Raw genomic sequence first — 14,879 nt, forward strand, 5'->3', positions numbered from 1 at the left:
CCGGGCCACGTCCCGGCGACGGATGGACGACGACGTCCGGTCACGGACGCCGTCACCGCCCAGTTCAAAGGAGAACACCCTTCATGACACCCGAACACAGTGGTGCTCGCAGGCGGGGGGCGGCGCTGCTCGGCGCATCGCTCCCGCTCGCGATGGCACTGACCGGATTCACGGTCGCCGCCCCGGCGGCTGCCCAGACGGACGACGGCGCCCCGGTCGTCGACGACATGCGGGTCGAGGGCAAGGAGCTCCTCGAGATCGACGGCGAGCAGTTCCGCGACCTCAACGGCAGCGGCTACCTGGACCCGTACGAGGACTGGCGCCTGCCGACCGAGGAGCGCGTCCAGGACCTCATCAGCCAGATGTCGCTGCACCAGCAGGCCGGCCTCATGCTCATCGACACCCTCAACGCCGAGTGCATCGACGGCGACGTCGCCTCGGTCTCGGACACCGGCAAGGCCTACATCGGCGAGCAGCACATGCACCGGCTGATCTTCCGCAACGTCGTCTCCGACGAGCCCGTGTGCGGCGAGCCCGGCGGTGGCTTCCGGGCCTCCACCGAGCTGACCCCGGCCGACGCGGCCACCTTCATGAACCGTGTCCAGGAGCTCGCCGAGGCCACTCCCCTGGGCATCCCGGTGCTGTACAAGTCGAACGCCCGCAACCACATCGACCCGCAGGCGCGGGCCGGCATCAACGAGTCCGCGGGCGCGTTCTCGGCCTTCCCCAAGGAGGCCGGCATCGCTGCTGCCGCCCTGGGCGAGCAGGCCAAGAGCACCGGCGAGGCCACCGACGGAGACATGTCCGTGGTGGAGGACTTCGCGGGCGTCATGGCCGACGAGTGGAAGTCCATCGGCCTGCGCGGCATGTACGGCTACATGGCCGACCTGTCCACCGAGCCGCGCTGGTACCGCACGCACGAGACGTTCACCGAGGACGCCGACCTGGGCGCCAACATCATGGGCGAGCTCGTCGAGACCCTCCAGGGGCCGGTCGGCGAGGACGGGAACTCCCTCAGCCCTGAGACCTCGGTCGCGCTGACGATGAAGCACTTCCCCGGAGGTGGCCCTCAGGAGCTGGGCCTGGACCCGCACTACGCGTTCGGCAAGGCCCAGGTCTACCCGGGCGACCTCTTCGGCTACCACCTCAAGCCGTTCGAGGCGGCCATCGACGCCGGCGTCGCCGCGATCATGCCGTACTACGGCGTGCCGGTGGACGTGACCTACGAGGGCGTCGACTACGAGGAGGTCGGCATGGCCTTCTCCGACCAGGTCGTCAACGGTCTCCTCCGCGGCCAGATGGGCTTCGAGGGCTACGTCAACTCCGACACCGGCATCATCAACGACCGTGCCTGGGGCCTCGAGGACGCGACCATCCCCGAGCGGGTCGCCGCTGCCATCAACAGCGGCACCGACACCCTCTCCGGCTTCAACAACGTCGCGACGATCACCGACCTGGTCGACGACGGCCTCGTCTCGGCGGACCGTGTGACGGAGGCAGCCGAGCGGCTGCTCGCGCCGATGTTCGAGATGGGGCTCTTCGAGAACCCCTACGTCGACCCGGAGCACGCAACCGCCACCGTCGGCAGCGACGCGAACCGTGCGGTCGCCCTGGACCTGCAGCGCAAGTCCGCGGTCCTGCTGCAGAACGACGCCGGCGCCGACGGCGAGTCGGTCCTCCCGCTGGAGGCCGGCTCCGACCTGTACGTCCTCGGCAACATCGGTGCCGACGCCGCCACCGCCTACGGCTACGACGTCACGGACGGCAACGTCGACGAGGGCGAGACCCGGCCGAGCGCCGAGGGCAGCGACGCCGCCGTCATCTCGGTGACCGTCAGCAACGTCAACACCAGCACCTACGTGAGCGACGACCCGACCAGCGGCATGAACCCCGAGCACACCAACACCAGCGTGATCGAGGGCTTCGCCGGGCTGGACGGCAACAGCCCCTACGGTGCCGCCGACATCTGCGTCATCACCGGTGGCGCGGAGGAATGCACAGACAACGGCCTGCGCTTCGGCGGATCGCTCCCTTGGGAGTCGAGCATCCTTGACTTCACCGGCATGTCCGGCTCGGAGTCCTGGGAGATCACCCCGTCCCTGGAGACCATCCAGGCCGTGATGGACGAAGTCGGTGACGACAACGTCGTCCTCGACATCTACTTCCGCCAGCCCTACGTCCTCGACGAGGCCAGCGGCCTGCGCGACGCCGGAGCCATCCTCGCGAACTTCGGCAACACCTCCACGGCGCTGCTCGACGTGCTCTCGGGCGAGTTCGCCCCCCAGGGCCGGCTGCCGTTCGCGCTCGCCGGCACTCCCGAGGCCATCGTGGAGCAGGACACCGACCGTCCCGGGTACGACGAGACCGCCGACGGGGCGCTCTTCGAGTACGGCCACGGCCTGACCTACGAGGAGACCCCGGAGCCGGAGGAGCCCACCGAGCCGGGCGTGCCGGCGGACATCCCGTTCGGGTTCTTCCTCAACGACTCCTGGACGACGAAGGCCAACCACGTCTTCATGTACGGCAAGGTCACGGACGGCGTGCTGATCGGGGACTGGGACGGTGACGGCACCGACTCGATCACGGTCCGCCGCGGGAACGTGTTCTACGTGAACAACGAGCCCCGTCCCGGTGAGGCCGAGCACGTCTACGTCTACGGCCGCCCCGGTGACACCGTCCTCGTGGGCGACTGGGACGGCGACGGCAAGGACACCCTGGCCGTGCGGCGCGGCGCCGAGTACCACGTGAAGAACAACCTGGCCGGCGGCCCCGCCGACCAGGTCGTGGTCTACGGCCGCTCCGGCGACCAGGTCGTCGTCGGCGACTGGGACGGCGACGAGCTGGACACCTTCGCCGTCAGGCGCGGTGCCCAGTACTTCGTCAAGGACAGCATCGCCCCCGGCGACGCCGACAGGGTCGTCGTGTACGGCCGGGCCGGGGACATCACCCTCGCCGGCGACTGGGACGGCGACGGCAAGGACACCTTCGCCGTCCGCCGTGGCGCCCAGTACTTCGTCAAGGACAGCATCGCCCCCGGCGACGCCGACCGCGTCCTGGTCTACGGCCGGGCCGACGACGAGGTCTACGTCGGTGACTGGAACGGCGACGGCATGGACACCCTCGGGGTCCGCCGCCTGCCCTGACCACCGCCGACCAGGCACGACCCAGGAGCACGAGCGAGGCCCGCACCCCGACCCACGGGGTGCGGGCCTCGCCCCTGCGCTGCCGGCCCGAGGTCATGCCGACGTCACCGAACGGCCTACCAAACGTCATACGTGCCCGCTACCTTCTGGGGACGCCGTGTGATCCACGGCACACACCCCACGAGAGGAAGACATGCGCGTACGACACGCCGCAGGCGGCATCGCCGTCGCCTGCCTGAGCATCACCCTCGCAGCACCGGCACTGGCGGCGACGGCGCCGCCGGATCAGCTCGAGCTCACGCTGGTCTCGACGACGGACGTGCACGGGCACGTGTACAACTGGGACTATTTCGCCGGCGCCGAGTACACCGGCGACGACACCCTCGGTCTCACCCGTGTCTCGACAACCGTCGATCAGATCCGCGCCGCCAAGGGCGAGGAGTCCGTCGTCGTCCTCGACAACGGCGACGCCATCCAGGGCACACCGCTCACCTACTACTACGGTATGGGCGAGGGCGCCCCCGCGGTGCTCGCCGACGAGATGGTCCACCCGATGGCCACCGCGTTCAACGAGATCGGCTACGACGCCCAGGTGGTCGGCAACCACGAGTACAACTACGGCCTGGACCTCCTCTCGGCGTACGACGAAGACTTGAACGCGCCGCTGCTCGGGGCGAACGTCGTGCACGCGGAGGGCCCGAACAAGGGCCTGCCGTACCACGAGCCCTACACCCTGATCGAGCGCACCATCGACGACCAGGACGTCACGGTCGGGGTCATCGGCCTCGTCACGCCGGGCGTGCGGGTCTGGGACAAGCAGCACGTCGAGGGCGTCCTCGAGTTCCAGGACATGGTCGCCGCCGCGAAGAAGTGGGTGCCGGAGGTCGAGGCGCTGGCCGACGTGGTCGTCGTCATCGCCCACACCGGCGAGGGCAACGTGCCCGACGAGGGCTACGACCAGTCGCTCCTCCACGAGGACGTCATCAACAACATCGGCTACCAGGTCCCGGGCATCGACGTGCTCGTCGCCGGGCACTCCCACCAGGACAACCCCGGCAAGGTCTACGAGAACGTCGAGGGCGGCAAGGTCCTCATGACCCAGCCCTACTACTGGGCGCGCAGCAGCACCGAGGTCACGCTCAACCTCGTGCCCGACGGCGAGGGCTGGCAGGTCGACTGGACCGGGGAGAACGCCCCGGCGGCCGTGGCGCACTACGGCCAGGACGTCGCCGAGGACGCCGAGCTGAAGGAGCTGCTCGCCGAGGAGCACCAGACGACTGTCGACTACGTCAACACCCCGGTGGCGGATTCCGTCACCGAGCTGCCCGCGTCGACCTCGCGCTACGAGGACACGGCGATCATCGACTTCATCAACCACGTCCAGGAGGAGACCGTCCGCCAGGCCCTGGCAGGCACGGAGCACGCGGACAAGACCGTCATCTCCCAGGCGTCGCCGTTCTCCCGCACCGCCGTCTTCCCCGAGGGCGAGGTGACGATCCGGGACATCGCCGGTCTGTACATCTACGAGAACACCCTGCGCGGCGCCGAGCTGACCGGTGCCCAGCTCAAGGACTACCTCGAGTACTCCGCCCGCTACTTCAACCAGGTGGAGCAGGGAGCCGAGTTCGACCCCGAGACGGGGACGAACGCGACCTATCCGGACCGCCCCGACGGCGTCCCGGACTACAACTACGACGTCATCTCGGGCCTCGAGTACGCCATCGACATCTCCCAGCCGGTGGGCAGCCGCATCGTCGGCCTGTCGCACCCGGACGGGACGCCGGTGGCCGACGACGACGTGTTCGTCATGGCGGTGAACAACTACCGGCAGAGCGGCGGCGGCGGCTTCCCGCACATCGCCGACGCGCCGGTGGTCTACGACGAGCTGCTGGAGATCCGTCAGCTGCTCATCGACTGGGCCGGCAACGAGGGCGAGATCAACCCGGACGACTTCTTCGTGCAGAACTGGGCGCTCATCACCGAGCCCCTCGAGGAGCCCGGTGAGCCGCAGGAGCCGCCGGCGGAGATCCCCTACGGGTTCTTCCTCAACGACTCCTGGACGACGAAGGCCAACCATGTCTTCCACTACGGCCGGTTCTCCGACGAGGTCCTCATCGGTGACTGGGACGGTGACGGCACCGACTCGATCACCGTCCGCCGGGGCAACGTCTTCTACGTCTCCAACGCGCCCCGTGGCGGGGAGGCCGAGCACGTCTACGTCTACGGCCGGCCCGGCGACACCGTCGTGGTGGGTGACTGGGACGGTGACGGGATCGACACCCTCGCGGTTCGTCGCGGCGCCGAGTACCACGTGAAGAACAACCTGGCCGGCGGCCCCGCCGACCAGGTCGTGGTCTACGGCCGCTCCGGCGACCAGGTCGTCGTCGGCGACTGGGACGGCGACGAGCTGGACACCTTCGCCGTCAGGCGCGGTGCCCAGTACTTCGTCAAGAACACCATCGCCGCCGGTCAGGCCGACCAGGTCGTCGTCTACGGCCGGGCCGGGGACATCACCCTGGCGGGCGACTGGGACGCCGACGGCAAGGACACCTTCGCCGTCCGCCGTGGCGCCCAGTACTTCGTGAAGAACACGATCGCCGCCGGCGAGGCCGACACCGTCCTGGTGTACGGCCGCGCCGGTGACGAGGTCTACGTCGGCGACTGGGACGGCGACGGCTTCGACACCCTCGGGGTGCGCCGCCTGCCCTGACCGGCGACGCAGTGCACCACCCAGCAATGGGCGAGGCCCGCACCCCGAACCCGGGGTGCGGGCCTCGCCGCGTCGGTCCGGCGGTCAGCCGCAGGAGAAGGCGAACCGCTGGGTGTTGAAGATCTCGCCGTCGACGAGGATCGTGCCCGTCGCGACGAACCCGAGGTCGCGGTTCAGGATGTTCGCCCGGTGACCCGGTGAGTTCATGTACTCGGTCATCGCGAGGTCGGGCGTGCTCTCGTAGCTCGACCAGAAGATGTTCTCGGCGTACCCCGTCCCGCAGCCGGCGGCCCTGGTGTCCGCCCGGAGGACCGCCGCGCTGGCGTGCTCGAACGACGTAGGAGGCTCGTCCGGTGCCGACCGGTCGTTGCGGTCCATCCACGCCGAGTGGCTCAGCGCCCCGGTGCGCAGGCCGTCCCAGTACCGCAGGGGCGGCACTCCGTTCTGCGCCCGGTAGTCGTTGATCAGCTCGAACATCCGGCGGTCGTAGCCGTCCTGCGCCCCGGCCACCCGCGCGTCGCGGCGCACGCCGAGGGAGTCGGTGCCGTCGCCGTTCCAGTCCCCCACCATCGTGGTGTCCGTGCCGCGGCCGTAGACCACCGTGCGGTCGGCCGCCCCGGCGCGGATGGCGTTGGCGATGAAGTACTGCGGCCCGCGCCGCACGGTGAGGGTGTCGTCGCCGTCGCCGTCGAAGTCCCCGACGTAGACCTGGTCGCCCGCGCGGCCGTAGACGGCCACCTGGTCCGCCCGGCCGGGGGCGATGGAGTTCTTCACGTGGTACTCGGCGCCGCGCCGTACCGCGAAGGTGTCGTCGCCGTCGCCGTCCCAGTCGCCCACGAGGACGACGTCGGACGCGCGGCCGTAGACGACCTGCTGGTCGGCCGGGCCGCCGGCGAGGTCGTTCTTCACGTGGTAGACGGCGCCCCGGCGGACCGCGAGCGTGTCCGTGCCGTCGCCGTCCCAGTCGCCGACGAGGACCACGTCACCCGGCCTGCCGTAGGTGAAGCGGTGGCTCTCGGGTCCGGAGGAGTTCGCGTTGCGCACGTGGAAGGTCGCGCCGCGACGCACCGCGAGGGTGTCGGTGCCGTCGCCGTCCCAGTCGCCGACGTAGACCTGGTCCGTCGGCCCGCCGTAGGTGAAGACCGTGTTGGCCTCCGTCGAGAAGGTGTCGGAGAGGTAGTACGTGCTGCCGGAGCCGCCGACCTCCCCGCCCTTCGCCATCGCGGGCACCGCGGTCGCCCCGGTTGCCAGCAGCGTCGCAGTCGCGACGGCAGTCACCGCTCGTCTGAGCCTCATCGTTGCCCGGTCCCCCGATCGTCGTCGCACCGCACGGTCGAGGACGAGCCTACGGTGCACGACGGGCGTCCCGGCGCCAACGGGCGAGCGGCTTCAGTCGAAGAACGCCTCGAAGGCCGTCACGGTCCAGGCCTGCGGCGCGCTCTGGCCGATCCAGATCGCGCCGACTGGGCGCAGCGGGAAGTCCGCGGACAGCACGGTGCAGGCGATCGTCATGGAGTCCTCGGCGGCGCAGAAGTCGACGGAGAACGGGCCGGTGATGGTGAATATGTCCCACATCCGTTCCATCCAGTCGGCCGCCTCGGGTGTGGCCCACCGGCGCAGCCCGATGCCGTCACCCGCGGCCACCGCCGCCACCGCCCGCTCGGCGACCGGCCGCGCCACCTCGCTGCGTCGCACGCCGATCGTGGTGACTCCTCCGCCGTCCCAGTCCCCCGCCATCGCGCCGTCGGTGGGCCGTCCGTAGATCAGGCGAACGTCGGCGTCCCCCGAGCCCAGCTCGTGCTTGAGGAAGTACTCGCGTCCTCGACGCACGGCGAGGGAGTCGTCCCCGTCACCGTCCCAGTCGCCCACCAGCACCTCGTCCAGCTCGCGACCGTAACCGAGCGAGAACTCGGCAGCACCGGGGGTGAGCGAGTTCCGGAAGTAGTAGAGAGCGCCGCGGCGCACGGCGAGGGAGTCGGCGCCGTCACCGTCCCAGTCGCCGACCAGCACGTCGTCCGAGTCGTTGCCGTACGCGAACACCGTCTGCGCCGGCCCCGACGTCAGGGAGTTGCTGATGTGGTAGACGGCGCCCCGGCGCACGGCCAGGGTGTCGACGCCGTCGCCGTCCCAGTCCCCCACCAGCACCTCGTCCCCGGCACGCCCGTAGGTGAGTGTCACGTGGGCCGGCCCGTCGGTCGCGGCGTTCCTGAGATGGAAGGTGGCGCCACGGCGCACCCCGACGGTGTCCGTGCCGTCGCCGTCCCAGTCACCGACGAAGGCCTCGTCCGCGTCCCGGCCGTAGGCGAAGGCGATGCCCGACGTCGCGTCCAGGGAGAGGTGGTAGCGCGCACCGATCCCGTCGACCTCGCTGCCCTTCGCCGACGCGGCGGGGGCCAGCAGCACGGTGGCGGCCAAGAGGGTGGTGGCCAGCACGGAGGCATCGACCGCGCGGATCTTCTTCATGGCGACCTCCCCGTCGAGGTGCTGTGCCTGGCGCAAGCATAGGACTGCCAAAACCGGCGCGGAACGGAATGGCGACGCTTCCGAGGGCGCTTCCAAGGGCGGCGTCCAAGGGCCGCTTTCAAGGGGCAGCGCCGCGTGGGTCGGTCGGCCCGCTCGGCACCGCCGGACGGGTCAGTCGACCCGCTCGTCACCGCCGGACAGGTCAGTCGACCCGCTCTGCAGCGCCGGTCGCCTCGACCGCGCGACGGTCTGGCCGGTTCTCGGCCAGGCCGAGCAGGTACGCGATGACCACCGACAGCACGAGCAGCTCCCCGCCGTCCTCGACGACCACGAGGATCTGGTCGACCGTACCGCCGTCGTCGAAGGCCAGGGCGAGGCCGTCGACGATGACGCCGAAGAAGATCAGGAGGCCGAAGAGCACGACGAGCCGCCAGGAGACGGCGCGCTCGGCCGCCGCGCTGCGGCGGTGCGTGAGCAGGACGGTCAGGGCCAGCAGGGCTCCGACCCCGGCCATCCACAGCACCTCGACGAGCTGGGTCCGCTGGTCGCCGAAGCCGGGGGCGAAGAGGTAGTTGTTGATCACCCACCGCCCGACCCCCTCGTGGATCCCGCCGGCGTCGTCGGCCAGGAAGTAGGCCGTGACCAGGGCCCAGGCCACGATGACGGGGCTGCGCGACGTCCACCAGGCCGCCGCGAGCAGGATCACCGACCACAGCTGCTTGAGGTACTGGAAGGCCTCGCCCCAGCCGCGCTCGGCACTGAGGTCGAAGTACCAGCTCGACGTGCCGTTCACCCTGAAGCCGACGTGCAGGACGATCAGCACCACGTCCGCGACCAGCAGCAGCACCAGCAGCAGGCGGGCGAGGGACCGGCGGGGCGGCAGGACGTCGAGCGGCGGCATCTGACCAGGATGCCGGAGCGCCATGAGAACAGGATGAGAGACCCGCCGGACGACGACGCGTCTGCCGCCTAGGAGGCCCGGCGCCTCTGCGGACCGGTCGGCCCGACGGCTCCGCGAGCTGGTTCGGCTGGACCTCTCCGCCAAATGCTCGGATCCGTCTGCCGGACCACTTCGCCGAACCCTCGGACGGAGGAGTCAGCTGCCCACCTGGTCGCTGCGGGGTCGCTCGCGGAGGCGGCGCGCCGAGGTGCGAGCCAGCAGCAGGCCGCCCGAGCCGAGCCCGACGTCGGCGACGGTCAGCAGCACCCGGCTCAGCAGCACCACCACGACGACACCGCCGGCGTCGAGCTGGCCGGCGAGCACCACGGCGAGGACCGCCTCGCGGGCCCCGACGCCGGCCGGGACGACGACGACCAGGAAGCCCACCGTCCAGGCCAGCGCGTAGCCGCCGACGGCGAGCGCGAACGAGGCGAAGGTCTCGTCCATCCCGACGGCGGTGGCCAGCAGCCATACCTGGGCGCCGGCCACCAACCAGGCCAGCAGGGCCCAGACGGCAGCCGTCGCGATGCCGCGGGCGGTCATCGGCTCCTCGAGCGCGGGCCGCCGGGTCACCCGGAGCGCGACGCCGAGCAGCCGGTTGAGCACCGGCGGGAGCAGCACCACGAGGACCACGGGCAGCGCCCAGGCCACCCACCCGTACCGGTCCGCGACCGCGCCGGGCGCGAGGGCGACGGCCAGCACCGCCAGGGCGAGCCCGGTGACGATGGAGACGAGGATCGAGACCACCATGACGGAGACCGAACGCCGTCGCGGGATCTGGTGGTCGGCCCCCATCTCGGCGGCGGCGAGCACGTTCCAGATCCCGCCCGGCAGGTACTTACCGACCTGCGAGACGAAGAAGACGGACGACGCCGTGCGCAGCGGCAGCCGCGAGCCGAGGTCGGCGAGGACCGCTCGCCAGCTGAGCATGGTCAGCGACACGTAGACGAGGCTGAGCCCGGTCGCGCCGAGCAGCGTGCCGCCCGGGATGGTGGAGACGGCGTCCGTGACGTCGTCCCACTGGCTGACCAGCGCCCACACGCAGGCGCCGAGAGCGAGCACGACGAACCCGGCACGTACCGCGGGAGCGCGCAGGACGGCCAGCAACCGACCGATCACGGCGTCCTCAGCCGCGCCAGGATCGGCCGGACCACCGACGCGGGGGTGAAGGCCGCGTCGGCGAGGTCGGCCGTGAGCGCGCGGTGGTGCCGCAGCCGACCGCCGTCGTCGGCGAGCCGCTCCAGGGCGTCGGCGAGGGCCACCGGGTCACCGGGCGGGACGAGGATCGCCGCCTCGTGGAGGACCCGGCGCTGGGGCGCGGTGTCGCTCGTGACCACCGCGGTCCCGGCGGCCGCGCCCTGGTACACCTTGTTCGGGATCACCCGCAGCGCCTTCGGGGTGGTGGCGAAGATCCCCAGGCTGACGTCGTGCTCGGCGACCAGCGCCGGCAGCTCCGCGCCGCGCACCCAGTCCGTCCAGCTCACGGTGTCGAGGCCGTCCACCAGCTCGTGCACCGTCTCGGCGTCCTGGCCGCTGCCCACGAGCGTGAAGCGGACCGGGGCACCGCGGCGGTGCAGGATCCGGATCGCCTCGCCGATCACCGGCGTGCCCTGCAGCGGGGTGAACAGGCCGAAGAAGATCACCGACAACGGCGCGTCGGCCGTGCGCGCGGTCGCATCCGTCCGGCGCGCCGCGTCCGCCGGGCGCGCCGCCGCGTCCGCCGGGCGGGCCGCCAAGTCCGCCGGGCGGGCCGCGAACCAGGTCCGCGGGGCGCCGACGGGCACCACGACGGCCGCGTCCCGCCTGTCCTCCGGCACGAGGGAGCGGTGCTCCTCGGTGTCGACGATGACCACGTCGGCCGCACGCACGGCCGCCTGGTCCAGCTGTCGCAGCACCACGGACCGCAGGCCGCCGTCGACGCCGCGGTCGGCCGCCGTCGTCGCGCCGGAGATGAGGTGGTCGAGGAAGATCGGCACGCGCGGGAAGAGCAGCCGCGCGAGGAGCACGTCGAAGTGGCCCATGTAGCCGACCAGGACGGCGTCCGGGCGGTGCCGGCCACGGTAGCGCCGCGCGTCGCGCGTCAGCCGCACCCAGCGCGAGACGATCCGAGCCATCATCGCCGGCACCAGCCAGGGCTTCTTGAGCGTGTCGACCCGTCGCGCCGTCGACAGGCCCAGCGGCGCGTTGCACTCCACGACGTGGACGCCGTTGGTCCGCAGCCCCTCGATCAGCACGCGGATCCGGGGGTGCACCTCGGCGTCGTAGGTCCCGAACGAGAGCACCCTCATGGTTCCACCACCGTAGCCGCGCCGCTCCGCCCGCCGACGGCGGAGGGCAGGAACGGGACGAGCGCCAGGAGCCCGACCTCCGCGGCGATGATGAGGAAGCGGGAGAGGACGGCGACCGCGAGCGCCGGCCCGCTCCCGATGCTGCCCGCGAGCAGCCCGACGAGCACCGCCTCGCGCACCCCCACGCCCGCCGGGACGAGGACGGCGAGGAACCCGCAGACCCAGGCGATGGCGAACCCGCCGACGGCGAGCCGCAGGCCGTCCGCCCCGGTCAGCCCGGTCGGCGCCGCCAGCAGCCACAGGTGCACGCCGTACGCGCCCCAGGCGGCGGCGGACCAGCCGATCGCCGGCCGCAGCGACCCGGCGGCCGGGAACACCTCCCCGAGCCGGGACGCCAGGGCGGGTACCCGCCGCGTCACGGCGCCGACGACGCCGGGCCGCACCGCGAGCACCAGCACGGCCGCCGCGGCCAGGACCACGACGGCGACCTGGGCTGCCACCGGCAGCCACGAGAGCGACGGCGCACCGAGGACGAGGAGACCCGCCACGAGCGCGAGGAGCACCGTCAGCCCGGCGCCGAGCAGGATGGCCAGGACCGACGACGCCCGGTCGATGCCCTTCTTCCGGCCGAGCTCCATCTGCGCGACGTAGGCCCACGCGGTCCCCGGGACGTACTTGCCGAGCTGCGCGAGGTAGAACACCCGCATCCACGGCCGCAGCGGCAGCCGGTGCCCCAGCGCGGCCAGGATGCTGCGCTGCTGCTGGCCGGAGATCGACACCGCCAGGGCCGCGGCCACCACCGAGGCGACCGCCGCGCCGAGCGGGATCTCGGCGAGCGCGTCCGAGACAGCCGGCCACTGGAGGTACAGCGCCCGGCCGAGGAAGAAGACGGCGACGGCGATCAACAGCCACCGCACGGCGACCTTGACCGCGGCGCCGCGGGTGCGCACGGCCCCCTGCTCGCCCGTGTCCGCGCTCATCGCGCCCGGTCCCCGTCCAGCATCGAGCCGATGACCCGGACGTACTCGGACCACTCCCGCAGGTAGTCCCCGCGCGGGTAGCTCCCGATCGCCTCGGCCATCGAGTTGTACACGTCCGGCTCGCACGCCTGCCGCAGCGCCGCCACGATCTCGGGGACGGCGGGGCGCTCGGCCACCACGCCGTAGCGGCCGCGGATCTCCTCCGCCAGCGCGCCGACCTGGGTGGCGATCACGGGCCGGCCCAGCTCGAACGCGAGCTTGATGTTGCCCGAGCCGGTCACCGAGCGGTAGGTCAGGGCCACGATGTCCGACTCCGCGAACAGCTCGTGCAGCTCGCCCGTCGGCACGTAGCCGTTCCGGACGGTCAGGCGGTCCGCGGCGCCGGCGCGCCGGGCGACGTCCCAGAGATCGGCCTCCGGCGACCAGAACTCGCCGGCGACGGTGAGGTGGACCTGGGGGACCTGGCCCGCGGCCTCCACCAGCAGGTCGACGCCCTTGTACGGGCGGACCAGCCCGAAGGACAGCACCCGCAGCGGCTCGTCGAGCGACCGCCGTGGCCGCGGTGCCGCCGCCTCCAGGTCCCCCAGGTTCGAGGGCAGGACGGCGGTGGTCAGCGGTGTGTCGGTGAGCCGGCGGGCGAGGTCGTGCTGCTCGGGCGAGTGCACCAGGACGTCGTCGACCGCGCCGAGCAACGCCGAGACGAGCGTGCGGTCGCCCAGCCGGCCCTCGTGGGGCAGCACGTTGTGCATGAGCGCGACGGTGCGGACCCGGCCGCGCAGCATCCCCACGACGGGCAGGTACGGCAGGATCTGCACGGTGCTCGCGACCACGAGGATGACGACGTCGGCGCGGCGCAGGCGGCGCCCGGCCTCCCACCAGGTCCACGGCCGGTTCCACGAGAGGCGCCGCAGCACCCGGGGGAAGACGGGGATCTCCGGCTCGTCGTCGGGCACCGTGAGCTCGCCGGGGTACAGCAGCGCGGGGTACTGGCGCCGCCAGGACTCGACGTAGACGTCGTGGCCCTCCCGGCTGAGCTCGTGCGCCAACCGGGTGGTGTGCTGAGCGATGCCGCCCTTGTACGGGTGGGTGGGGCCGACGACGGCGATCCTCACGACTTGCTGAGTCTCACGTCATCGACGGGCTCGGGCTCGACCGAGCCGACCCACTCCACCTCGTCCGGGTCGTCGGTGCGAAGTCCGTCCCCCACCGGGTCGTCGGTGCGCCGGTTCGCCCGCACCGCGTCCTCGGTGCGCAGGCTCGCCCGCAGCGGGTCAGCCCCGGACGCGAACGCGCCGTCGCCGTCGTGCTCGAGCAGCTCGGGCAGGGCGGGGCGGTCGATCGAGGCCGCCGGCCCCGCCGGGTCGTACTGGAGCGTCTTCATCCGCTCCAGCGTCTCCTCGAGCAGGACGCGGTTGGTGCGCTGAAGATCGGCGATGATGAGCAGCGCGAAGCACACGAGCGCACCGACGAGCATCGCGGTGCCGAAGATCAGCGACTGGACGTGACCGGCGGAGTCGCCCATCAGCCAGAACACGAGGAACCGCACGAACGGGATCAGCGCGGCCACGAGCATGACGCCGCCGATGGCGCCGAGCAGCACGTGCGGCTTGAACATCAGGTACGAGCGGGTGATCGCGCTGCCCGACTTGAACATGTGGTGCCAGATGTTCTTGAAGAGCCGCGACTCGCGCGTCTTGGGGTTGGTCGTGATCGGCAGGGACGCGATCCTCAGCCGCTTGTTGCCGGCCTGGATGATCGTCTCCATGCAGTAGGAGAACTGCGTGACGACGTTGAGGCGGATGAGCGCGGCCTTGGAGTAGGCGCGGAAGCCGCTGGCCGCGTCGGGCAGGTCCGTGCCGGCAGCCCTGTTGACGACCTCCGAGCCGACCTTCTGCATCGCCTTCTTGAACGGGGAGAAGTGCTCGATCGTCGCGGTCTGGCGGTCGGCGATCACGACGTCGGCCTCGCCGCGGACCAGCGGCTGGACGAGGTCGCCGATGCGGTCCTGCGGGTACTGGTTGTCGCCGTCGGTGTTGACGACGATGTCTGCCCCGTGCGCGAGGGCGTAGTCGACGCCGTCCCGGAAGGACCTGGCCAGCCCCATGTTGCGGGCGTGCCGCACGAAGTGGCGCACGCCGTGCTCGCGGGCGACCTCGACCGTCCGGTCGGTGGAGCCGTCGTCGACGACGAGGATGGTGATCTCGTCGATGCCCGGGATCTCCCGCGGGATGCTCGCCAGCACGAGCGGGAGCGTCTCCTCCTCGTTGAGGCAGGGAACCTGGACGAACAACTTCATGATTTCCTCGGTCGGCGTGAGGGCGGGCGTGTCGCTGCGACCGTCGGCATGGCCCGCAG

General features: G+C 71.6%; 10 protein-coding genes. 2 read left to right on the top strand and 8 right to left on the bottom strand.

The features are described from left to right. The first annotated feature begins 83 nt into the window (after positions 1-83). Together GD748_RS17010 and GD748_RS17020 are read left to right on the top strand one after the other, a co-directional pair. Complete coding sequence (locus GD748_RS17010) at positions 84-3,143, top strand: glycoside hydrolase family 3 protein (RefSeq protein WP_226921522.1); 3,060 nt, start codon at positions 84-86, stop codon at positions 3,141-3,143. 193 nt (positions 3,144-3,336) lie between these two features. After that, positions 3,337-5,853 carry a bifunctional metallophosphatase/5'-nucleotidase gene (locus tag GD748_RS17020; RefSeq protein WP_152196415.1) on the top strand — a complete coding sequence of 839 codons (2,517 nt, stop codon included), beginning with the start codon at positions 3,337-3,339 and terminating at the stop codon, positions 5,851-5,853. 84 nt (positions 5,854-5,937) lie between these two features. Here the strand turns inward: GD748_RS17020 and GD748_RS19650 are convergent, their stop codons facing one another. From GD748_RS19650 to GD748_RS17060, 8 genes are all read right to left on the bottom strand, one after another. Continuing rightward, a complete protein-coding gene (locus GD748_RS19650; RefSeq protein WP_193312996.1) occupies positions 5,938-7,131 on the bottom strand; it encodes a CAP domain-containing protein in 1,194 nt (397 codons plus the stop codon). A gap of 111 nt (positions 7,132-7,242) precedes the next feature. Next, a complete protein-coding gene (locus GD748_RS17030) occupies positions 7,243-8,316 on the bottom strand; it encodes a hypothetical protein (RefSeq protein WP_152196416.1) in 1,074 nt (357 codons plus the stop codon). 202 nt (positions 8,317-8,518) lie between these two features. Then, entirely contained in the window at positions 8,519-9,217 is a 699-nt protein-coding gene (locus GD748_RS17035; protein WP_152196417.1) for a hypothetical protein, read from the bottom strand. A gap of 195 nt (positions 9,218-9,412) precedes the next feature. Continuing rightward, on the bottom strand, positions 9,413-10,375 hold the full coding sequence (locus GD748_RS17040) for a lysylphosphatidylglycerol synthase domain-containing protein (RefSeq protein WP_226921524.1): 963 nt from the start codon (positions 10,373-10,375) through the stop codon (positions 9,413-9,415). After that, complete coding sequence (locus GD748_RS17045; protein WP_152196418.1) at positions 10,372-11,544, bottom strand: glycosyltransferase; 1,173 nt, start codon at positions 11,542-11,544, stop codon at positions 10,372-10,374. Before GD748_RS17045 ends, GD748_RS17040 begins: the two co-directional genes overlap by 4 nt. Next, the gene (locus GD748_RS17050; protein ID WP_152196419.1) at positions 11,541-12,524 is read right to left on the bottom strand and encodes a lysylphosphatidylglycerol synthase domain-containing protein; all 984 of its coding nucleotides are present in this window, start codon (positions 12,522-12,524) and stop codon (positions 11,541-11,543) included. Before GD748_RS17050 ends, GD748_RS17045 begins: the two co-directional genes overlap by 4 nt. Further along, on the bottom strand, positions 12,521-13,636 hold the full coding sequence (locus tag GD748_RS17055; protein WP_152196420.1) for a glycosyltransferase: 1,116 nt from the start codon (positions 13,634-13,636) through the stop codon (positions 12,521-12,523). The genes GD748_RS17050 and GD748_RS17055 overlap by 4 nt, the downstream gene beginning before the upstream one ends. Then, entirely contained in the window at positions 13,633-14,820 is a 1,188-nt protein-coding gene (locus GD748_RS17060) for a glycosyltransferase (protein WP_226921526.1), read from the bottom strand. Before GD748_RS17060 ends, GD748_RS17055 begins: the two co-directional genes overlap by 4 nt. Positions 14,821-14,879: the final 59 nt, after the last annotated feature.

The organism is Georgenia subflava (assembly GCF_009193155.1).
GTDB lineage: Bacteria > Actinomycetota > Actinomycetes > Actinomycetales > Actinomycetaceae > Georgenia > Georgenia subflava.